General features: G+C 56.6%; 18 protein-coding genes. 6 read left to right on the top strand and 12 right to left on the bottom strand.

Features of this window, described 5'->3' with window-relative positions; all coding sequences use genetic code 11:
- Both K0I63_RS02340 and K0I63_RS02335 read right to left on the bottom strand, forming a co-directional pair.
- Positions 1–3693 carry a response regulator gene (locus K0I63_RS02340; RefSeq protein WP_011864265.1) on the bottom strand — a complete coding sequence of 1231 codons (3693 nt, stop codon included), beginning with the start codon at positions 3691–3693 and terminating at the stop codon, positions 1–3.
- A 241-nt stretch (positions 3694–3934) separates the two neighbouring features.
- Positions 3935–5329 (bottom strand): PhoH family protein, encoded by a 1395-nt coding sequence (locus K0I63_RS02335; protein ID WP_144199915.1) that lies wholly within the window; start codon positions 5327–5329, stop codon positions 3935–3937.
- Positions 5330–5694: 365 nt separating this feature from the next.
- On the opposite strand from K0I63_RS02335, the gene rapA reads away from it, so the two are divergent.
- Both rapA and K0I63_RS02325 read left to right on the top strand, forming a co-directional pair.
- Complete coding sequence (rapA, locus tag K0I63_RS02330) at positions 5695–8601, top strand: RNA polymerase-associated protein RapA (RefSeq protein ID WP_220072947.1); 2907 nt, start codon at positions 5695–5697, stop codon at positions 8599–8601.
- A 133-nt stretch (positions 8602–8734) separates the two neighbouring features.
- Positions 8735–9619: a DUF3530 family protein gene (locus K0I63_RS02325; protein WP_220082394.1), complete on the top strand. Its 885-nt coding sequence runs from the start codon at positions 8735–8737 to the stop codon at positions 9617–9619.
- 61 nt (positions 9620–9680) lie between these two features.
- On the opposite strand, the gene K0I63_RS02320 is transcribed toward K0I63_RS02325, so the two are convergent.
- Both K0I63_RS02320 and K0I63_RS02315 read right to left on the bottom strand, forming a co-directional pair.
- The gene (locus tag K0I63_RS02320; protein ID WP_144199921.1) at positions 9681–10178 is read right to left on the bottom strand and encodes a YqhA family protein; all 498 of its coding nucleotides are present in this window, start codon (positions 10176–10178) and stop codon (positions 9681–9683) included.
- Positions 10179–10349: 171 nt separating this feature from the next.
- On the bottom strand, positions 10350–11159 hold the full coding sequence (locus K0I63_RS02315; RefSeq protein ID WP_220082393.1) for a crotonase/enoyl-CoA hydratase family protein: 810 nt from the start codon (positions 11157–11159) through the stop codon (positions 10350–10352).
- Positions 11160–11563: 404 nt separating this feature from the next.
- Between K0I63_RS02315 and K0I63_RS02310 the strand changes: the two genes are divergently transcribed.
- Positions 11564–12559, top strand: coding sequence for a response regulator (locus K0I63_RS02310; protein WP_011864259.1), 996 nt, complete (start codon positions 11564–11566; stop codon positions 12557–12559).
- A 13-nt stretch (positions 12560–12572) separates the two neighbouring features.
- Positions 12573–13544, top strand: coding sequence for a GGDEF domain-containing protein (locus tag K0I63_RS02305; protein ID WP_220044081.1), 972 nt, complete (start codon positions 12573–12575; stop codon positions 13542–13544).
- Between the two features lie 77 nt (positions 13545–13621).
- On the opposite strand, the gene rraB is transcribed toward K0I63_RS02305, so the two are convergent.
- The 6 genes from rraB to K0I63_RS02275 all read right to left on the bottom strand — a co-directional run bounded on the left by rraB (position 13622) and on the right by K0I63_RS02275 (position 18315).
- A complete protein-coding gene (gene rraB, locus K0I63_RS02300; RefSeq protein WP_220044080.1) occupies positions 13622–14029 on the bottom strand; it encodes a ribonuclease E inhibitor RraB in 408 nt (135 codons plus the stop codon).
- Positions 14030–14053: 24 nt separating this feature from the next.
- A complete protein-coding gene (locus K0I63_RS02295) occupies positions 14054–14788 on the bottom strand; it encodes a 1-acylglycerol-3-phosphate O-acyltransferase (RefSeq protein ID WP_011864256.1) in 735 nt (244 codons plus the stop codon).
- Positions 14789–15023: 235 nt separating this feature from the next.
- Positions 15024–15815 (bottom strand): metal ABC transporter permease, encoded by a 792-nt coding sequence (locus K0I63_RS02290; protein ID WP_220082392.1) that lies wholly within the window; start codon positions 15813–15815, stop codon positions 15024–15026.
- A gap of 61 nt (positions 15816–15876) precedes the next feature.
- Positions 15877–16788 (bottom strand): metal ABC transporter solute-binding protein, Zn/Mn family, encoded by a 912-nt coding sequence (locus K0I63_RS02285; protein ID WP_220082391.1) that lies wholly within the window; start codon positions 16786–16788, stop codon positions 15877–15879.
- A complete protein-coding gene (locus tag K0I63_RS02280; RefSeq protein WP_220082390.1) occupies positions 16772–17977 on the bottom strand; it encodes a hypothetical protein in 1206 nt (401 codons plus the stop codon). The genes K0I63_RS02285 and K0I63_RS02280 overlap by 17 nt, the downstream gene beginning before the upstream one ends.
- Before the next feature lie 77 nt (positions 17978–18054).
- Entirely contained in the window at positions 18055–18315 is a 261-nt protein-coding gene (locus K0I63_RS02275) for an ABC-type zinc uptake system zinc chaperone (RefSeq protein ID WP_258406159.1), read from the bottom strand.
- A 230-nt stretch (positions 18316–18545) separates the two neighbouring features.
- On the opposite strand from K0I63_RS02275, the gene K0I63_RS02270 reads away from it, so the two are divergent.
- Positions 18546–18743, top strand: a complete 198-nt coding sequence (locus tag K0I63_RS02270; protein ID WP_150099935.1) for a hypothetical protein — start codon at positions 18546–18548, stop codon at positions 18741–18743.
- Positions 18744–18861: 118 nt separating this feature from the next.
- On the opposite strand, the gene K0I63_RS02265 is transcribed toward K0I63_RS02270, so the two are convergent.
- On the bottom strand, positions 18862–19197 hold the full coding sequence (locus K0I63_RS02265) for a hypothetical protein (RefSeq protein WP_220082389.1): 336 nt from the start codon (positions 19195–19197) through the stop codon (positions 18862–18864).
- Positions 19198–19321: 124 nt separating this feature from the next.
- On the opposite strand from K0I63_RS02265, the gene K0I63_RS02260 reads away from it, so the two are divergent.
- Positions 19322–20944, top strand: a complete 1623-nt coding sequence (locus tag K0I63_RS02260; RefSeq protein WP_220082388.1) for a mechanosensitive ion channel family protein — start codon at positions 19322–19324, stop codon at positions 20942–20944.
- A 105-nt stretch (positions 20945–21049) separates the two neighbouring features.
- Here K0I63_RS02260 and K0I63_RS02255 read toward each other — a convergent pair whose 3' ends face one another.
- Entirely contained in the window at positions 21050–22744 is a 1695-nt protein-coding gene (locus K0I63_RS02255; RefSeq protein WP_220082387.1) for a formate--tetrahydrofolate ligase, read from the bottom strand.
- Positions 22745–22799: the final 55 nt, after the last annotated feature.

Below are 22799 nucleotides of genomic sequence, written 5' to 3'. Positions count from 1 at the left end.
TTAGTGACGCACTATCCACTGGGCCAGGGTGTCGAACAGCTCGTTGAGCACGATAGGCTTAGTGATGTGGGCGTTCATGCCCGCCGCCAGGCTCTTCTCGCGATCCCCCGACATGGCGTGGGCCGTCATGGCGATCACCGGCAGCTCCTCCTTGGTGTAGCGCTTACGCAGCTCCTTGGTGGCCGTCAGACCGTCCATCACTGGCATCTGAATATCCATCAGCACGGCGTCGTATTGCTTGGCGTCCACCATATCTAAGGCCACCTGACCATTCTCGGCCACATCCACCTCGTAACCAGCGCTCTTGAGCAGCTCGGTCGCCACCTGCTGGTTGATGAAGTTGTCCTCCACCAGCAGGATCTGTCCAGTGCCCGTGGCGTTGCCTTCCACCGGCAGCGCGGCCGCCGGATTGATCTTAGGCTTGTCGATGAAGGCGGCGATGATCTCGTCGAACAGGGCCGAGGCCTTGAACGGCTTCTGCAACATGGCGTAGATGTCGAGATCGTCCAGATCTTCCTTGAGCGGCTCGGAGGCGTAGGCGGTCATCATGATGATCACCGGGCGCTTCTCCAGGCGGCCGTCGGCCACCATGGCGTCCAGCGCCTTGATCACCTCGACCCCATCCATCTCTGGCATCATCCAGTCCAGCAGCAGGAGATCCACCGGCCTGTGCTCCAGCTTGTATAGCGCCTCGGCGCCGTTGGAGGCTGTGTCCACGTCGAAGTGGAAGTCGCGCATGGCGGTAGAATAAATTTGCAGCGCCGTCGGGTTATCGTCCACCACCAGCGTCTTCAGGTTGCCGATCACCTCAGGAACGATAAGCGGCTTCACCTCGGCCTCTTCGGCGATCTCGAAGCTGATGGTGAAGCTGAAGGTACTGCCGACCCCCAGCTCACTCTGCACCTGCATGGTGCCGCCCATCATGGAGACCAGATGTTTACTGATGGAGAGGCCAAGGCCGGTGCCACCGTACTTGCGGGTAGTCGAGCCGTCGGCCTGGGCGAAGGCGTCGAACAGGCTCTCCTGCTGCTCCTTGCTAATCCCTATGCCGGTGTCGCGCACCCAGAACTTGAGGGTGATGCGGTGATCCCGCTCGCCCACATCTTCACAGCCCAGCTCGATCTCGCCGCTCTGGGTAAATTTCACCGCATTGCTGAGCATGTTGATCAGCACCTGACCCAGACGCAGAGGATCCCCTTCGAGGATAAGCCCGGCGGTGACCGGCGCGTACAGCAGCAGTTCGACCCCCTTCTCCTGCGCCTTGAGGGCGTTGAGATCCAGGGCGTGGTCCAGCACCTTATCCAGTGGGAAGGCGACCCGTTCCAGCTCAAGCTTACCGGCCTCGATCTTGGAGAAGTCGAGGATGTCGTTGATGATGCGCAGCAGTGACTGGGCCGAGAAGCCCGCCTTATCCAGGTAATCCGCCTGCTGTGGCGTCAACTGAGTGCGACTGGCCAGCTGCAACATACCGATAATGGCGTTCATCGGCGTGCGGATCTCGTGACTCATGTTTGCCAGGAACTCACTCTTATACAGGTTGGCCGATTCGGCGTCCTGCTTGGCTTCCAGCAGCGCCACCTCGTTGCTCTTATGGCGGGTAATATCCTTGTGGGTACCCACCATACGCTTAGGCTGATTGTCCGAGGTGAACTCCACCACACGGCCACGGCTGAGCACCCAGTGGTACATGCCGCTCTTGCCACGCATACGGAATTCCACGTCGTAGGCGCCGATAGGATCCGCAAGGTATTGCTCGCGGTACTCCTGTACCCGGATGCGATCGTCTGGATGCACCAGCTCGTCTATGGTGGAGACCAGGGCCGGGAATTCGTTGCTCTTATAGCCGAGCATAGAGTAGTAGGCCGGGTTACAGATGATCTGCTCTGAATCCAGATACCAGTCCCACAGGCCATCTTCTACCGCGTCCATCGCCAGGTGATAACGCTCCTCCGACAGCCTGAGCTGCTCGGCGGATTCATACTCTCTGGTCACGTCACGCCACACGGCGATCAGACCCAGCAGTTCGCCACGGCGATTGTAGAAAGGCAGCTTGAGGGTATCGAGCAGCACCGGCTTGCCCGCCAGCTCCACCTTCTCCTGATAGCGCAGTGGCGTGCGCTCGGACAGCACCCGCTCATCCTCGGCGCGGATCCGCATCGACTGCTCGTTGCTGGTCATGGTCTGGGAATCCTGGCCGATCATCTCGCTCTCGGTATACCCCAGCATGCGCTCGGCGGACTTGTTACAGCCCAGGTATTTACCCTCTTTATCCTTGAAGATGATCGCCTCTGGGATGGAGTCCAGCAGGGAGCGCAACAGGGCGTATTCCCGCTCGCGCCGCTCCGTGGTTTCCTTGAGGCGCTCGGTGCGCCGCGCCACCAGGTTATCTAGGCGACGGTTCTGCTCCGCCAGGTGTCGGGTATATTGCTGGTTCTCTTCGAAGATGCGACTCACCAGCTGGAACCAGGGCTCCCAGCCTTGGGTGATTTTCGCCGGTGGCTTGCGTGGCTCCTGAGAGCAGCCCTCCAGATGCGACAGCAGGCGCGACGCCGGATTAACGAAGGAGCGGCGGGTCTGCCAGTGCACTATGGTCACCAGCACAGACAGGGCGATCACCACCAGCAGGAAGGTTAGCTCCAGCTTCTCCCAGGAATCCTTAAACAGCTCGTTCTCATCCTGCAGGTAGAGCAGACGCCAGGGGGCGTTCTGTAGCGCCACCGAGTGGATATAGTAGCCGTTGCGCATGATCCCCTCGTGGGCATCGAACAACTCAGACTCGGGCACAGAGTGCAGCGCCGAAGGGATCTTCTGGCTGATATGGAACACCCGGTTGATGTCGGCGGCGTCGATATCGCTGTGGGAGAGAATATTGTTCTGCTGATCCAGCAGGATTACCGTGCCCGGCATCTTGAAGTAGAGGCGGATCTGCTTATCCAGTGAGGAGAGGGTCATGTCCAGGTTGATGGAGCCGATAAACTCATCTTCGAGATAGATGGGCACGCCGACCGTGGTCAGCAGCCCCTTGCCGTTGGGCTCCACATAGGCGGGGCTCCAGGCCACGCTGCGCTGTGGGTTCATCGCCGGGGTGACCAGCTGGAACTGCTGCTTCTTCAGCAGCTCGTCGCGAAAACGCTGCTCATCCGAGGGCCAGGGGTAGTACGACATCATCCTATGTTTGGAGATGTAGTAGATAGAGGAGGCCTTGGGTGCCGCTTGTCTGGCGACCGGGAAGGAGAGGGAGAGCTCGAACAGCATCTCCAATTCCTGATAAAACTTGTCGCTGCGGCCATTGAGCGAGCCCGCGCCCGTGATCCGACCCATGTTGGTGAAGGGCTTGCCGCTCTGGGCATAGCTGGGCTCAAGGGTGAAAAACTGGCCGCTCTCGTTAAACTTCTCATACTGTGGCAGACGGTCGGTACGTACCAACTCACCCAGACGCAGGTGATCCACCGCCACGTTGCGCAGGCTCTTCACCGCGCGGATACTGGATTCCAACAGGAGGTCGATCTGCAACACGTGACGCTCGACCAGCTCTTCGCGCTGATCCATCATCTGGGTCTTTTGACGCTCGAAGAAGATCCAGGCCGTCAGTAACGCCATGATGATCACGCCGATATAGGTATAGAAAACCGCGCGATTGTAGTTTTTTTGAATCGGAGACTTAAGCTGTAAGTCCGGCTCTGTCGACTTCATTGATTACCTTTGAAAACAAGCATCTGCCCTTGGGCTAACCCGGAGCGGCGCATCATATTCTGCATATAGTATCAGGAAGCCAGCCCAATGGAATACAAAGGGGAGTCGCTTTTGCCAGAATGATCTCAGTCGTCAGGCTGGCACAGGGCCGGCGCATTGGCGCAGACCCACAAGATCGCCCTTACTTTAGACAAAAGACTCCGCCATGGGAGTCTTTTGCCGTCGGTGGCCGCCTAAGCGGTTAGAGGTTTTCCTCGGCAAACTCTGCCAGGCGAGAGCGCACCACGCCGTTGAGGTAGACGTTGGCACTGCCGTCGAAGTTTTTAAAGCGCTCGACGATATAGGTGAGTCCCGAGGTCACCGCCGTCAGATAGTTAGAATCGATCTGCGCCAGGTTACCGCTACAGATCAGCTTAGTCCCCTCGCCCATACGGGTGATCATCGTCTTGATCTGCGAGGCGGTGAGGTTTTGACACTCATCCAGCAGCACCACAGAGTTCTGTATCGAACGTCCGCGCATGAAGTTAATCGACTTAAACTGAATGTTGGCCTTGTCCATGATGTAGTTCATGCTGCCGCTGGGGTTAACATCGTGCTTGTGCAGCACCTCCAGGGTATCGGTAATGGCCGCTAGCCAGGGCGCCATCTTCTCCTCCTCTGTGCCAGGTAGGAAGCCGATAGACTCGGCGATCTCCGGCGTGTTACGGGTCACTATCACTTTATCGTAGAGGCCACGCTCCACCACCATCTCCAGGGCCGCCGCCATGGCCAGTAGCGTCTTACCACAGCCTGCGGGGCCGGTGAGGATCACCAGATCGATATCGGGATCCAGCAGCGCCTGCATCGCCATCCCCTGATAGACGTTCTTAGGCTTGATGCCCCAGGCATCCAGGTTAAGCAGACGGTCGCGACCGAGATCCAATATCTCCAGCTCTTCGTCGTTGTTGCTCAGTACCCGGCCGCAGAAGTTGGAGTCTTCGTCGATAAGGTATTGGTTGGTATAGAAGTTCTCTTCACCCACCTCCTTAACAGGTACACGGTGTACCGTATGACGCCCCTGAGTCTCTGTATTCACATGTTCCTTGCGCGCCCAGAAATCCCCCTCAAACTGATGGAAGCCTTTGGTAAGGAAGCGAATGTCGTCGATCAGCTGGTCGGTGCGATAGTCTTCGACCAGATTGATACCGGCGCCCTTGGCCTTGAGACGCATGTTGATATCTTTGGTCACCAGCACCACATGGCGTGGGGCAAACTGATTCTGCAGATGCAGTGCTGTATTGATGATGCGGTTGTCGTTGTTGTCGCCGGGCAGGGATGCCTGGGTAAATTCGAGTTGATGGTCGGGGAAGATAGAGAGGGAACCTACTGCGTCACCGTGTCCTTCGCGTTTGGGCAAGGGCACCCCGCTGACAATCTCTTCTGGGGTGGTCTGCCCGCCGAGTATGTCTTCCAATGCGCGAATGGCGACTCGGGCATCTCGGCTAACATCTCGTTTCCTGTCTTTGATCTGATCCAACTCTTCAAGGACAGTCATGGGGACTACGACATCATGCTCCTTAAACGAATAGATGGCTAAGGGTTCATGCAGTAACACATTGGTATCCAGTACAAACAACTTCTTGTCGTCTTGTTCCATGGCGCCTCCACTTGTGCGTAGGGTGTTATATTTGTAGTCAAGCGAGCTGAGCGGGTAATTAGCCTCCTTCTCTGTCAGTATAGTGACGCGCAACAAAGCACTTAGGGATTAAATCCATACTGACACCAAAATCTCACGGCTTCAACGGAAACTTGTCCAGAAAATCACCCAACCCAATTCGAGACTGGTGGCCTAAAATGACATTAAGATGACAAGGCGGGCGGCGGCCGATCCGATTGGATAATTTGTAATCTAATTAGTATTTTTAACGAGGCAATTACGGGTCAGATATGTTCGACATCATAGTCTCGATTGGATAACATACGCGCCCTTTCGTGATTCACCCTGTAGATGAGAATTTGTAAATGCCCTTTTCCTTAGGTCAACGTTGGATTAGTGATACCGAATCGGAACTCGGTTTAGGTACTGTCATTGGACTCGAAGGCCGTATGGTCACCCTGATGTTCCCCGCCACTGACGAAAACCGCATGTTTGCCCGCGACGATGCCCCGCTAACCCGAGTGATCTATAACCCCGGCGATATCATTGAGAGTCACGAAGGATGGAGTCTCAAGGTCAGCGAAATCGAAGAGAAGAACCAGCTGGTGATCTACCACGGTATCCACACCGAGACCGGCGAAGAGGTCAGCCTCAGAGAGACGCTGCTTAACCACAATATTCGTTTCAACAAGCCCCAAGACAGGCTATTTGCCGGCCAGATCGATCGTCTGGACAGATTTGGCGTGCGCTATCAGAGCCAGCTGCTGCGTCATAAGCTGGCCACCTCAGATCTGCTGGGCCTACAGGGTCCCCGCGTCGGCCTGATCCCCCATCAGCAGTGGATCGCCCATGAAGTGGGCCAGCGTTTCGCACCGCGCGTTCTGTTAGCGGACGAGGTGGGCCTAGGTAAGACCATAGAAGCCGGCCTGATCATACACCAGCAGCTGCTGACCGGCCGCGCCGAGCGTATCCTGATCATAGTGCCAGATACCCTACGTCATCAGTGGTTGGTGGAGATGCTGCGCCGCTTCAACCTGCGCTTCTCGGTGTTCGACGAAGACAGATGCGTCGAGGCCTATGCCGATCACGACAACCCCTTCTACACAGAGCAGCTGGTGATCTGCTCACTCGAGCTGCTACGTAAGAAGAAGCGCCTGGACCAGGCGCTGGATGCCGACTGGGATCTCATGGTGGTCGACGAAGCCCACCACTTGGAGTGGACAGAAGAGGAACCGAGCCGCGCCTACCGCGTGGTCGAGGCCCTGAGTGAAGTGGTGCCCGGCGTACTGCTACTGACCGCCACCCCGGATCAGCTGGGCCACCAGAGCCACTTCGCTCGTCTGCGCCTGCTGGATCCAGACCGCTTCTACGACTATCAGGCCTTCCTCAAAGAGGAGGAGAGCTATAAAGAGGTGGCCAGCGCCGCCGATGCCCTGGCCAGCGGTAAGCGTCTTCCCGACGAGGCCGTTGCCAGCCTGACCGAGCTGCTTAACGAGAAAGATATCACCCCGGCGCTGCGTCTGATTGAAGATGAGAGCGTCGATAACGAACAACGCGACCAGGCCCGCAGCGAGCTGCTGCAGGAACTGTTAGACAGACACGGCACCGGCCGCGTGCTCTATCGCAACAGCCGCGCCTCGGTGAAGGGCTTCCCGACCCGTATCTTCAACGCCCACCCACAGACCATGCCGGCTCAGTATGAGACTGCCGCCAGGGTGTCTGACATGATGGGTGGCCAGACAGATCTGACCGCCAAGGTGAAACAGGCCCTGAGCCCAGAGAAGCTGTATCAGGCCTTCGAGAGCGATAGCGCCAGTTGGTGGAAGTTCGATCCTAGGGTCGACTGGTTGATCGATTTCCTCAAGAACCATCGCAGCAAGAAGGTGCTGATCATCGCCAGCCAGGCGGAGACCGCCCTGAGCCTGGAAGAAGCCCTGCGCACCCGTGAGGGCATTCAGGCCACCGTCTTCCACGAAGGCATGTCTATCATAGAGCGCGACAAGGCCGGCGCCTACTTCGCCCAGGAAAGCGGCGGCGCCCAGGCACTGATCTGTAGCGAGATCGGATCGGAAGGTCGTAACTTCCAGTTTGCCAGCCACCTGGTGCTATTCGACCTGCCGCTGAATCCGGATCTGCTGGAGCAGCGCATCGGCCGTCTGGACCGTATCGGTCAGGCCAACGATGTCGAGATCCATCTGCCTTACCTGGCCAATACGGCCCAGGAAAACCTGATGAACTGGTACCACAAGGGACTGAACGCCTTCGAGCAGACCTGCCCTACCGGCCATATTCTGTTTAACGAGTTTTCCGAAGAGCTGCTGACCCAGCTGGTCTACCGCGACGAAGACAAGTTCACCCAGCTGCTCAACCACACCCAGAGCCGCTACAAGGCGCTGAAGAAGGCGATGGAACAGGGCCGCGACAAGCTGCTGGAGATCAACTCCCATGGCGGCGACAAGGCGCAGAAGTTGGTGGAGAGTCTGGCGGCCCGCGATCAGGACACCCAGCTGATCGGCTCTGTGATCCGCCTGTGGGATATCATAGGCGTCGAGCAGGAAGACAGCGGCGAGAATGCCATAGTGTTGCACCCGAGCGAGCACATGATGTTCCCGACCTACCCGGGTCTGCCGGAAGATGGCATTACCGTCACCTTCGACCGCGAGATGGCGCTGTCACGCGACGATATCGCCCTGATCACCCAGGAGCACCCGCTGGTGCAGACGGGGCTGGATCTGATCACCTCTTCTGAGACAGGCACCACCAGCGTCGCCGTGCTCAAAAACAAGGCACTACCTGCGGGCACCATCTTCTTGGAGCTAATCTATATGGCCGATGCCTCGGCGCCGCGCTCGAGCCAGCTCTACCGCTACATGCCACCGACGCCAGTACGTGTGTTGCTGGACAAAAATGGTAACAACCTGTCGCAGAACGTCAGCTACGAGAGCTTCGACAAGCAGCTGAGCGCGGTCAACCGCCATATTGCCAGCAAGCTGGTGAACGCCTCGCAAACCCTGCTGCATCCACTGTTTGCCAAGGGGGAAGAGTTTGCCCAGGCGGCGATGAAACAGCTGACCGAAGAGGCCAGCAACAAGATGACCCAGCAGCTCACCGCAGAGCTGGAACGTCTGGAGGCCCTCAAGGCGGTCAATCCCAACATTCGTGACGAGGAGCTGGAACACCTGAGAAATCAGATGGTCGAACTGGGCAACTACTTAGATGCCTGTCAGCTGCAGCTAGACGCCGTGCGTCTGGTGCTAGTCAGCCACGCCTAAGTCCAGCCACGCCTAACCAGCCCCACTGGCACCGACCTCTAGTCGGTGCCAGCTTCTTCTGCATTTTGTCGCCAATGGCAAGCACTTAGGCTTATACTGACGCCATAGCCAAAGTAAACGCCCAATGACTTAGATGCCGATGACTCTACGCTCCACACAGCTTAGCCTTTCCCTGCTCGCTCTGATGAGCCTGGCCCTCCTCCCGGTTATGGCCATAGCCCAGCGCAGTGCCACACCAGAATATGATTACCTGCCGCCTGCCGAGGTGGAAAAAATAACAGTAGGTGACGCAGAGCAAGCTGTATTGGTGCGTCCCTGGCAGGGGCGAAATCAATATGGTGCGGCAGTCTTATTAGGAGATTTAGGCGAGGACGCCGACCCAGAGGGACTGCTGGCGTTTCTCAGGCGAGAGCTGACACCCAAGGGCTGGGCGACCCTCAGCATAGGCGCGCCTCAGGGCGCGGCGCAACCTAACCATATTACCGAAGCAGGAGAGATCCCTAAGCCGGGTGAGCAGCAGCTTAGCCAGAAGAGTAATCAGAGTCTGCCGAAATACAGCCAGGAGGATTGGGCGGCACTAAGGGAGCAACAGAAGACTGTGATGAGTCAGACCCTGGGTCAGCTAGACTCTCTCGGCAAGAGCTATCCGGGTAAACGCATACTGATAGTTACCGGCCAGAGCGCCGGCCTGGTTATCGAGATGCTGACAACTTCGGCGCTGCCGAGCCCAGATCTACTGGTGGTGATCAACCCTTATCTTGAACAGGATGAGGAGAATCGCGATCTGCCGGGCAAGCTGGCTAAGCTGAAGCTGCCGGTATTGGATATTCAATCGCCGGACGCACTGCCCGCCTCGCTGGCGACCCAGAAGGCCCGCAAGGCCCTCTCCCCCATGGGGGAGCCGCTGCGGTATGAGCAGCAGCAATTGGCGTTAAACTTGGATCAGCCCAGCGCCTGGCAGGATGTGCTGACCCTGGTGCAGGGCTTCGCCCAGCGCATCCTGCGGGCCTATCCATAAAGCTTGGGTATCTAGTCCCTTACTTCTTGTCTTTTACTTCTTGTCTTTTACTTCTTGTCTTTTACTTCTTGTCTTTACTCAACATCAAGGCCAGGGCGATCAGCACGACGATGACGCCCATGTAGAGCAGCTCGAGCATTGAGGTGGGCTTCATCTCGGTAAAATAAGAGAACACCTTAATGATTAACATCATAAGGATCACTTTACCCAGCTTACTCTTGAGCGAGTCTATGCTACTGATCACCAATATCTTGCCGCCGGCGACACTGTCTTCTGCCGCCTGCAGGTTACTGATAAACAGCTCATACAGGCCGAAGGCGAAGATGAGCAGCACAGATCCCAGCAGGAAGGTATCTAAGATCTCGACCACCACCATCACAAGATCGTTGCGCACCTCGTAGCTGCCGGTCAGCACATAGTCCCACAGCAGGGCGACCATGTGGACCACATCCTTCACCCCCATGATAAACACCACAAAGGCCGCCAGCACACAGGCAAACACCCCTATCATCACAGAGAGGCGGCTACTCCAGAGAAATCGTTCGAACCCTTGTCGCATTATCATGCTTTCCTTAATCAAAAATTTGGCAGCGGGATACTAGCGAGCCTCAGGGGCTTAGTCGCGCCTAGGAAGGCGGAGTGTGAAGCAGATCACATTGAAAATTACTTATGACTCATTCGCTTAGCGGCGACATACCAATGTCGCCGACCTTAGCGATAAGGGTTCTGGTTAGCGCCACCAGGGCTGACGCGGCCGGTAGCGCCGCTCGGGATCTTTGGTCTGACGCAGGGCGGCTATCACCCGGTTCTTACCCAGCAGCAGACGTACCTGACTCAGAGATTCCCGCGCCAGCAGGCTGCGCTCACCGGCGCGCCAACTCTTGTTGATGCTGAACTTGATCGCGGCGTTAGCATCGGGGGAGGTATTCGCCAGCCGCAAGGCCAGCGCCTCGGCGGCCTCGCGCGGCGCCTCACTCACCTGGGTCACCAAGCCATAGGCCATGGCCTGCTCGGCATCGATCACCTCGGCGGTCATGGTGAGCTGCATGGCCACATCCTTACCTACCAGCTCCCGCAGGCCGACCAGGCCGGCCATGTCAGGCACCAGGCCCCACTTGGCCTCCATGATGGAGAGGCGGCAGTCTGGCGCGGCGATACGCATGTCGGCCCCCAAGGCTATCTGAGTGCCGCCGCCATAGCAGATCCCCTCGAGCACGCAGATCACTGGCACGGGCAGGCGGCGCCAGCCGATGGAGACCCGCTGCGCCAAGTTGGCATTGCCCGGCAGCCATTTAAACAGCAACTTAAACGCCTGCATGGGTGACTTCATCACGCTGGCCACATCCAGGCCGGAGCAGAAGTTGCCGCCACTGCCACTGAGGATCACCGCCCGCACGTCTCTGCGCCCGGCGATAACCTTCTGCACCTTCACGATAGAGTCGAACAGTGCATAGTTGAGGGCGTTGTACTTTTCCGGCCGTGACAGTTCTACCCAGGCAATGCCTTCGACTATGGTCAGGGTGACGTGGGGATGTTGCATTCCTTTACTCCTCAATCGCTGCAGTTAAACTCTGCTACTGGTCAGTCCAGAAGGAATGTAACACATTTGGCAAATATCCCTAAAAGATATAACATAAGTCCGTTTTTTGACTGGCGTCAAAATATTGCCACTTAAGAGTTTACGGTTGTTAATCAAGCTGATAGATAATAACCTTTGGGCAAAGCTTGTCATATACCTACGCCGAGATACCCGGCGACCCGGCCTGGATGCCTGGGATTGGGGTAGATGCCCCGGCAAAGAGACCAACTGCAAGTCCCATTAAACCCTGTCGTTACCACAGACAAAACCGATGAAAACTGCCTCAGGACGAAGCTTTTAGCCACCAAGCAAGTGATTTGGTGTTATCTTCTAATAATGAAGGCAGATTAGGATGTTATAACTAGATGTCGATTCCCGTACTCATATGCGATGACTCCGCACTCGCTCGCAAGCAGATGGCCAGGACCCTGCCCAAGGAGTGGGATGTCGAGATCACCTTTGCCAACAATGGTGCCGAAGGTATCGAGGCGATCAGGGCCGGCAAGGGCGAAGTGGTGTTTCTCGATCTCAACATGCCTGTCATGGATGGTTACGAGGTACTCGAAACGATTCAGAAGGAAGATCTGCCCGCCCTAGTGATCGTGGTCTCCGGCGACATTCAGATCAAGGCCCACGAGAAGGTGAAGGCCCTGGGCGCCCTGGACTTTATTCAGAAGCCGGTGAGCGCCGATGCCATCAGCAATATCCTCCAGGAATACGGCATACTCACCATAGCTCTGGGGGAGCAAGACAACGACAACCCCATGATAGAAGTGGATCTGCGCGACGCCTGCCAGGAGGTCGCCAACGTGGCCATGGGCCGCGCCGCCGATCTGCTGGCCAAGCTGCTGGATGTCTTCGTGCTGCTGCCAATCCCTAACGTCAACGTACTGGAAGTCAGCGAACTCACCATGACCCTCAAGGCCACCGAGCGCTACAGCACGGTATCGGCCCTGTGCCAGGGCTTTATCGGCGCGGGCGTGGCCGGCGAGGCGCTGTTGCTGTTTCACGACTCCTCCTTTCAGGACATGGCCAAGCTGATGGGGCTGGCAAATCCCGAGGATGCCAACACAGAGATCGAGGTGATGATAGACACGGGCAACGTGCTTATCGGCGCCTTCCTCAGCGGTATCTCGGAGCAGCTGCACATGAAGTTCAGCCAGAGCCATCCCGTGGTGTTGGGACGTCACTGCACGGTAAATGACCTGATTCACGACAACTCGGAGAAATGGTCCCGCACCCTGGCGATGGAGATCAACTACCGCATCGAAGGCCATGATATTCAATGCGATCTCCTGCTGCTGTTTACCGAAGACTCTTTGCCGACGCTTAACTATAAGCTGGGCTACCTGCTGGATTAAGTTGGACCAAGATATGCCATATGACCAAAGCGCGATGAACGAACTCCACTGGCTAATCGATATGGTGCAGACCATAGAGGTGGGCCTGGTCGTGTTGGATCGCGACTACAACATCCAGCTGTGGAACGGCTTCATGGAGAACCATAGCGGCATCTCACCCAACTCCATCAAGGGCAAGAATCTGTTCGATCAGTTCGACTACCTGCCGGCCAACTGGCTGAAGCAGAAGATGGAGTCTGTGTTTCTGCTCAAGAACCGCGCCTTCATCAGCTGGGAGCAGCGCCCCTATGTGTTTAAGTTTGGCAACTATCGCCCCATCACGGGCCGCGCCGACTTCATGTACCAGAATGTGACCCTGTTGCCCCTCTCCTCCCTCACGGGGCAGATCACCCATATCAGCATGATCATCTATGACGTTACCGATGTGGCGATCAACAAGCTACAGCTCAAGGCCGCCAACGAGCGCCTGGAACATCTGAGCCAGACGGATGGCCTGACCCAGCTGCACAACCGCCGTCACTGGCAGCTATGTATGCAGAAGGAGTTCGACCGCCATGCCCGCTACGGAGAGCCCACCACACTGGTGATGTTCGACATAGATCACTTCAAACGGATCAACGACACCTACGGCCATATCGCCGGTGACAGGGTGATCCAGCATGTCTCCCATATCCTGCGTCAGTCCCTGCGGGACACAGACTGCGCCGGCCGCTACGGCGGTGAGGAGTTCTCCGTAGTGCTGTCGAACACCAATGCCGAGGCCGCACTGCATTTTGCCGACCGCCTGCGGGAAAAGATCGAGGCCTCAGAGCTGAGATTCGAGAGTGCCATCCTCAAGGTGACGGTGAGTATCGGTATCTGCGGCATAGACGAGCATCTGAGCAATAGCGCTCAGTGGTTAGGTCAGGCCGACAGTGCCCTCTATCAGGCCAAGCAGAAGGGGCGTAACTGCTGCGTCATCTTCAATCCTGATGAAGCCGAATAGGGTCACATCTAAGCCGTGACAGATACGAAAAAGCCCATCTATGATGGGCTTTTTGTTAGGTGCGAGATACGCGAAGATTAGTGGAAACGAGAGTCTTCCTCTTCATACTCCTCGTCGTCATCTTCCATCTCATCGCCGATGAAATAGGTGCCCCAACCGTCGTAATCCACCTTGAGCTTAGCCGCCAGCTGGATCAGATCTTCACAGGCCTTGTCCAGCAGGGCCACGTCAAGTTTGTGGTAGGCGATGGCGTCGAAACAGAAGAGCACTGAGCCGTCTTCCAGCTCCATCTCTTCGGCATCGTTCACCTCGAAGCCCATCTTAAAGGCTTCCACCGCCGCCTTCTCCAGACGATCGAAGTTAGAGGCCGAGAAGTGGTGTTCTATGGTGTATTCGGCATCTGGCTCAGAACCATCGGCAAGAATCGCATCCACGATCTCCTGGTTTTCCTGTTTCTGTTCCTGCAGCTGACGTTCTGTAGACATGGATCTCTCCGAATAAAAATGTTCTTAATTAATTGCTTTCTTGGCCATCAGGGCGCTGGCTTCCTGATTAAGCTGGGCCAGTTTTTCCGCCATCATGGCATGAATCCGGGTAGAAAGCTCTTTTACCTGAGACTTAGCCAGACCTTTGGTCTCTATGGGATCCATCACCTCGATGATCACCACGCCGTTGTTCCAGCGATTGAGCTTAATATGTTCCTGATTCGAGGCCAGCACAGGCACCATGGCGACACCCGCCTCGATGGCGGTATGAAAGGCGCCAGCCTTAAAGGGCAGCAGCCCCTTGCCCCGTGAGCGTGTGCCCTCTGGGAAGATCCAGATAGAGAGGCACTTATCTTTAATCTTCTTCGCCGTCTGCGCCATGGTCTCGAAGGCGCGGTTACGGTTTTTACGGTCGATCAGTATGTTACCCGACAGCCAGTAGATCTGGCCGAAGAAAGGGATCCAGGCCAGGCTCTTCTTGCCCAGGCTAACTGTCCCCTTTGGCACGGCGGCCGTATGGGTGAACATATCGAAATTGTTCTGATGGTTGGCCAGGAAGATACAGGGCTCGCTGCGCTCCACCTTGGGTTTACGCACCACCACCTTGACCCCCAAGACTGGCGCGGCCCAGGAAAAAATCTTAGCAAACAGATGGACATTGTCTCTATGACGGGGGCGCAGCAGACAATAGAGGCCACCGAAGACAAAGGCCAACAACAACATGATGGCTAAGATCAGAGATCTGAAGATTAACAGCACAACTTACTCCTGTGATTTCAGTGGCGACATTATAGCAGCAGGCTTTTTGACTTACACCTGTCGTCTTAGGCCCCTAGCAGCCTGATAGGATACAGGGCAAGTGTTAACGATATAAGTCATGGAATTAACAGTAGAAAAACATCACCGCAATCAAATGCAGCTAAGAAAAAAGCGGGCGGGAACCTGTTGTTCCCTACCCGCTCAACTCACAAGTGCGTCGTTTTTATCGACTTTTCTAGTTAGCCTCGACCTTTGTAATCGAACTTTCTCTGAATAGTCTGGGCTGCAGCAGACGAAACGCTATCGTGCTGACCGCAAGGGTCGCCACGATCGCTGCGCCGCTAGGCAGATCGAAGCTAGCCGATAGCAGCAGGCCTATGCCATAGCCCAGCAGGCCCACTAGGTAAGCCAACGGCCACTTACCCTTGCCTCGCAGCTTGTTGACCGCCAGCGCCGGCAAAATCAGCGAGCTGAACACCAGATAGACCCCCACCAGCTCCACCGACAGGGTGATCACTAAGGCAAATAGCAGATAGAAACCGGCGCCATTGAGTATGGCGGGGCGCAGAGCGATGATCGCCAGCACCAGGCCAGACACCACAGCCGGTAGGATCAACTGTGACCAGTTCACCCAGAGGATCTGCCCAGACATCAACTGCTTAAGCATCTCGGCGCCATGGGGATCGTTGGACAACAAGAGCATGGCCGCCACCGCCGACAACACATAGAAGCAGCCGATGATCGCCTCCAGCTCGTCGGCCATCCGCTTGGCCAGCCAGGCGATAAACCCGGCCCCCAGCAGGGCAAACAGTGCCGGCATCCAGACCGTGGCATAGGGCAGATGCTCCAGCTCATGGTTGGTGTGAGCAATAATCGCCCCCAGCGCCGCCACCTGGGCGATCGCCAGGTCGATGAAGATGATGCCCCGCTTAAGCACCTGACTCCCGAGCAAGACATGGGTTGAGAGCACCAGGATCCCCGCAGCGAAGGCAGGGAGTAGAATTGATAAGAGATCGAGATCAAACATAGTTGAGTACCAAAAAGCGAACAACGGCGCCCCCCAATGAGGGCGCCGGATCTAAACCAGGCTAGTGATTCACGCCCAGCAACAAGTGGATAACGCTGTCGTACAGGCCAAAGAGGTCCTGGGCGTCATCGTTGCCACCGACCGACATGGGCAGATTCACCACCGGCAGGCCGGTGCGCTCACCGAGCCAGTTGGCGCCGCGTTCATCCTGATAGGAGGCGACGATAATCGCCATCACATCGCCCTGACCGGCGCGCCCCTGCAGGCTGGCCAAGTGCCCCGTGCTCGGCGGCAGGCCAGGCTTAGGCTCGAGATCCCCCACCTGCTCCATGCCTAACCAGTTAAACAGGTAGCGGAAGCTGGTGTGATAGGCGATCACCTTTTTGCCCTTAAGCGGCGCCGCCTGTGACTGCCAACCAGCTATCGCCGTCTGCCAGCGCTGGCTGAAATCGGCCAGAGCCGACTCGTAGGCCGCGCGATTGTCCGGATCCAGCAACACCATCTTGGCCGACAGCGCCTTAGCCACCTCGAGCAGACGCTCTGGGTCGAAGTGCAGGTGTGGATTGCCCTGAGCATGGACATCGCCCATGCTGCGATCCACCTGAGCCAGCTGGTCCAGAGTCTGGGTATGCTCGGCGGCATAGAACAACCCCTTGTCGGTCGAGCGCACCTGGGCATTGGCCGACTTCATCTGCAACATGGGCAGCCAGCCCACCTCGAGATCGGCACCGGCACAGACCGCCAGATCCGCCTGGCGCATCTTGGCGATCAGGCTGGGTCTGGCCTGCACCTGATGGGGGTCTTGCATCGCAGTGGTCGCGGCGTAGATCTTAGCGTCCGGTGCCAGCTCCTTGGCCAAGGCGGCATATTCAGGCTCACAGGCGAAGATATTCAATTTCGCCTGTGCACCACAGGCAAAGCTCAGTGCCAGCGCCGCAACGCCAGCCTTTAAGTAGTTAGAATTGATGCGCACCGTGAGCCCCCAGAGTCATGACATATTGAAGAGTAATGACGTTATCATCTGTGATGCCGTCAAAGTTAGTGCCTTGCTGATTGGTATATTGCAGGCGCACGGTGGAGAAGTGGCTGTGATGCCAGGCCAGGCTCACCTCAGTCTCTTTCAGCTTCTGGGCATCGAAGTGCTCATAGTGCATCAGGTGCGTATCGACCTGACCGTAACGCAGACCCGCCGACCAGTTTGGCGAGAACTGATACACAGAGCTTAGATACCAACCCGTGTGGGCATCCGGCTTAGCGGTATCATGATCGTCAACCGCCTCGTGGTCATGGTCGTCCAGCGGCGCATAGTCGCTCACACGGAAATACTCGCCGCTCAGGGTCAGATGCTGATACTTGTAGTTGCCTTGGGGCGCCCACTTGTAGACGAAGTCCGCCATATAGGTGTTCTCACCCGTGTATCTGGCGGCATGGCTATGATCGTGGCCATCCTCGGCCACCACGGCTTCTTCATACTCCTCATGGGCGGTGAGACGACCGTTTTCGTTACGCAGATAACTCAGACCCAGCTGCCAGGAACTGCTGACGCCGATATCTCCACCCAACTTAGTGTAGGCGGTGTAGACGCCGACGCTCTTAAATTCGCGCTCGCCGTGTTCATCTTCGGCGCGCATGCTATCACCCTTGAAAGCCTCGACGCCCATGCTCCAGTAGAGATCGGTAGGCGCGACATAGTCCAGACGCACACCGTCATCGAAGTAGTGACTGCCCAGGAAGGCGCGATAGGCCGCCGGACGATCGGAGAAGGCATCGCTGTGCACATGCTGATTGTTGAGGTAACCCACATCCGACAGGAAACGACCGCCGCGCATCGACAGACCATAGGGCATCGCCAGGGTCTGGATGAAGGCCTCTTCGAGTCCCACCTCGGTCTCGCCATCGTGCACCTCGATCACCGAGGTCAGCTTGCCATAGAACATGTCGTCTATGTTGGCGCTCAGCGCCAGCTCTGTGTGGCCCAGACCAAAGCCCTCGACACGCTCAGACATGGGGCGCTCGGCGTTTTGATAGTAACCGTCGAGCACCGCACTGATGGCAGGGTTAGTCAGGCTAGGATCCGCCGCAAAACTTAGGCTTGGCATTAGGCTAGGCAAACAGGCACAGGCAAGTGCAACCGCCGACAGGCGGGCATTGAAATTCATCATAATCTCTCCAAAAAACAGCTAAACGACTCCGCCGCCAATGGGGCGCAGAGTATTAATTATCTTGAGTTTTTGAGGTATTACGATTGTGCGGGCGGGGCGCGGCTCTGGAAGTAGTCGACGTGGACGGCGGCAAGGGCCGTGGGCTCTCGCAGCGGCACTTCCACCGTGAGGCTGGGCAGGCTAAAGCTGAACTCGCCGACCGGCAAGACGCTATTGAGCTGCAGTTTTTGAATACACAGGGTGCAGTGTGTGGTGGCGCCCTCGTCCAGATGTTCCAGGCTATGGGCAGGCGCAAGCACAGACAAGCAGAACAATATAGCACTAAGCCATATCGCCACTCCTCTAACTTTTCCTTTTACCTTTATTGCCATGGGATCTACTGGACGCATTCAAATTCCGACCAAGTTTAGGGATACGAGTGATGAAGTCAAGCCAGAATTGGCGGTGGCTCAGGCTGGAATGTAACAAAAGTTATTCGAAAATTTTACTTATGCGCCGACCCAAAGCGTGGCCCACATCACGGCCAGATTGGCTAAAATTAAGTCTGACTTAAGTTAGTGACACTAAGATGACAGCTAAATTGAGCGGCGGCTCTGGGCTACCGACTCTCACCATTCAAGGTTTAAAGGAAATGCTCTCTATGAAGGAATTTTTTCGCGAAAATTTCAAAATGCTGTTCTGGACCGCCATCTTCTTTGTCGCCATTCTCGGCGGGATCTATTACGTCGAAGCGGCGCTCGAGGCTCAGGTTCAGGTCGTCGAATAACGGCTTAGGCCTGAGTCGACATATAACGACTCGGGCACACATATCAGATTTCTGATGAGCTGGGCGCCAGGCCTAGCTCAAGCGCATCATCATCTAACCGACTCTCACAGCCCGCCCATTAGCGATACTTCTGTCTGTGCTCGCTGTCGTCCACCTCTTGCCTCGGCGGCGCCTGGGTCACCTTGAGGTGGTCCATCATATGAGTCACCAGCAGAATCATCACGGCAAATATCGCCACCGGCGTGGTCAAGTTACGCCACTCTGGTAGGAAATAGCCCACGACCAGCATCACCAGCCCCAGATAGAAGCCCAACATCTTCAATCGCATCAGGTTGGCACTTCGACCCAGCCAGGCCTCGCAGTGAGGACATTGGATCTGAGCATCCAACCCCTTGCCTCGCTGGGCAGCAACCTGTTGGGCGCGAAAGGGGTGACTACAGTGAGGACACAGCACAACAAACTCTCAAATAACGGCAAAGAGTGCTAGTCTATCAGATTGCGCCGCCGCGCGTTGTGAATTTACAGCGCAGATGGAACAGATTATGATCCCAGCCATTAGCTAACACAGGACGGATAATATGTTACGCAACTTAGCCCTGGCGCTGGTGACTATGATGGCCCTAGCCCATCTTCCCGCCACCGCAGATGAAGCTCTCCAGACACCCCAGCCCCTGACCGAACTGACTCAACTGCAACAGACCATAAATTCAGACATCGCTAAACTAGGCAATGCCAACGGAGAGATGAAGCAGTTTATCGAGTACCGTATCAAGGAGCACGCCAATCAGCTGCACGACAAGTTCAAGCTGCTGATGAACCAGCAACCGCTGGATAAGGCAAACCTGCTACCACTGCTACAGAAGCATCTGGCCTTCATCGACAAGGTGGCCAACTACTACGCCGCCGACATTGACCAATTTAAACAACAGCTTGGCAGCGACAATGACACAGGCGTCATGTATAAGCTCGCCATGCGGGATCGCCAGCGCGACGAGATCCTCAGCGCCAAGTATGAGACCCTCACCTGGCTGGACGCCCTGGGCGAAGATACCCAGGCCATCAAGACCCAGCTGACGGCTCAACTGCTGAAACGCTCAGACATGCTCAACAGCCTGGTGCATTTCACCCAGGACAAACTCAAGCTGGCGGTAGATGAGGCGGCCAAGGCGGGTAAAGATGTCACTGCTGAGCAGACCGCCCTGGTCACCAACCTCAACGAACGACTCAGCCTGACCAGCGCCAGCCTGTCGGTAGCGATCGAATTGCTGGATGCCCTGAGCCAGGACACCACGGCCCTCAAGCAGACCCTGTTTAGCATCTCAGGGGACATCACCCAAGACGTGCTCAACGTCGATGTGGCCAGCAACCTGCTGGACCAGTGGTGGAACCAGGCCAAGAATCAGGCGCTGGACAACGGCCCGGGCCTGCTGTTCAAGTTGTTTGTCTTCCTGCTGATCCTCTTCCTTGCCCATCTGGCTGGCAAGGCGGTGCAGCGCATCGTCAAGAAGATGGTGAGCAACTCAAAGCTTAAATTCAGCAAGTTGCTGCAAGACTTCTTCGTCTCCCTCTCGGGTAAGACAGTGTTTGCCCTGGGTCTGATGATCGCCCTGTCACAGCTAGGCTTCGAGCTTGGGCCGCTACTGGCCGGCTTCGGGGTCGCGGGTGTCATCATAGGTTTCGCCCTGCAGGACACCCTGTCTAACTTCGCCTCGGGCATGATGATCCTCATCTATCGTCCCTACGACGTGGGCGACCTGATCAACGCCGCGGGTGTAACGGGTAAGGTGAGCCAGATGAGCCTAGTCTCCACCACCATCAAGACCCTGGACAACCAGCGTCTGATCATCCCCAACAACAAGATCTGGGGCGATACCATCAACAACATCACGGTGGAACATCAGCGCCGCGTCGACATGACCTTCGGCATAGGCTACGGCGACAACATAGAGAAGGCCGAGCAGGTGCTACGCGGCATAGTCGACGAGCATCCTAAGGTGCTCAAGCAGCCTGAGCCGACGGTGAAGCTACACCTGCTGGGCGAGTCTTCGGTCGACTTCGTGGTGCGTCCTTGGGTGAAGCCGGAAGATTACTGGGATGTGTATTGGGACATCACCCGCGCGGTGAAGATGCGCTTCGATCAGGAAGATATCTCGATTCCATTTCCACAGCGCGACGTGCATATCTACCAGACTGGCAAGTAAGGGCTCAAAGACAGCTCTTTATAACAAAGCCCTTCACAAAAAAGCGCCTGCAACTACAGGCGCTTTTTTTATCTCTCTTTAGCAAGGAGCAGAGACCAACCAGCGTTAGGCCAGTCCTGTTATCTCGCCTCGCTCATCGATATCTATGTTGAGGTAACCGGGACGTATCCCAAGTCCTGGCATGGTCATCACCTTACCCACCAGCGCAGTGATAAAGCCGGCACCGGCATTGAGTTTCAGCTCGGCGATGGGCAGCTCAAACCCTTGTGGCGCCCCCTTGAGCTTAGGATCATGGCTGACCGACATCGGCGTCTTGGCGATACAGAGCGCCAGCTTATCAAATCCCTGGCGTTGCAGCTGAGCCAGCTGAGCCTTGGCCGTGTCGGATAAACTGATGCCGCTGGCGCCGTAACCTGCCTCGGCGATGGTCAGCAGCTTGGCCTCGATAGACTGCTTGGTCTCATAGAGATAACGGAACTGACTCGGCTGCTCGGTGGCCCGCACCACCGCCCTAGCAAGCGCCATCGCGCCCTCGGCCCCCTGAGTAAAGGCTTCGCAGACTTCGCAGGCAAATACCCCCTCTTGCAGCACGCGGGCCTTGAGCCACTCTAGCTCCTCCTGGGTATCCTCGGCGAAGCGGTTGATGGCCACCACCAGCGGCAGGCCATACTTGGCCACGTTGCTGATGTGCCAGCTGAGGTTGGCATAGCCGGCGGCGAGCTTATCCATCTCGCTACCTGCGTCAGGATTATGAGACTTAAGCGCCTTGACCGTCACCACCAATACCGCCGCATCCGGCGCATTACCCGACTGACGGGTCTTGATATTACAAAATTTCTCGAAGCCCATATCTGAGCCGAAGCCCCCCTCGGTCACCACGATATCTGCTAGTCTGAGGGCGATATCGTCGGCGATGATCGACGAGTTACCATGGGCGATGTTAGCGAAGGGGCCGGCATGGATAATACAAGGGGCACCACTTAGGGTCTGCATCAGGGTCGGCGCGATGGCCTGACTCATGATGGCAGTCATGGCACCGGCTACACCTAGATCTTCGGCGCTGATGTAATCGCCCTGTTTGTTCTGCGCCAGCACGATACGACCGATGCGGGCACGCAGGTCCTTAAGATCCCGGCTCAGCGCCAGAATCGCCATCAACTCGGAGGCGGCGCTGATATCGAAGCCCCCCTGATGCACTGGGCCGTTAACCTCGCCAAGGCCGACCGTGATGGTGCGCAGGCTGCGCTCATTCTGATCTAATACCCGGCGCCATAAGATCTTGTCGGGATCGATATCTAAGGGAGCTAGCCCAGATTGTTCGCGAAAGGCCTCACAGCCCAGACGCTGTTCATGATAGAGGCGGGCATCAATGGCCGCGGCCGCCAAGTTATGGGCACTGGTCACAGCATGTATGTCGCCGGTCAGATGCAGGTTGAGATCTTCCATGGGCACCACCTGGGCCAGGCCACCACCGGCGGCGCCACCCTTGATGCCAAACACTGGTCCCATGCTGGGTTGACGGATACAGGCGCAGCTCTTCTTGCCGATCGCCTGTAAGCCCTGGGTCAGGCCGATACTGGTCACTGTCTTGCCTTCGCCGAAGGGGGTCGGCGTTACCGCCGTGACTATCACTAACTTACCATGTTTGTTATCTTTAATTCGGTTGGTAATAGCCAGATCGACCTTGGCCTTGGTTCTGCCGTAAGGGCTTAATTCGTGGGGCAAGATCCCGAAAGCAGTAGCTATGCTTTCTATGGGTTGTAAGCTGGCTTGGCGTGAAATTTCGATGTCAGTCAGCATATAGCGCTCCTACAATGAATAAGCATGAAAAAAAGCGAGCTGGTGCGAATATAGA

The organism is Shewanella rhizosphaerae (assembly GCF_019457655.1).
Taxonomy (GTDB): Bacteria; Pseudomonadota; Gammaproteobacteria; order Enterobacterales; family Shewanellaceae; genus Shewanella; species Shewanella loihica.
Note: the sequence above shows the minus strand (reverse complement) of the source record. Positions and strands in the feature narration are given on the sequence as shown.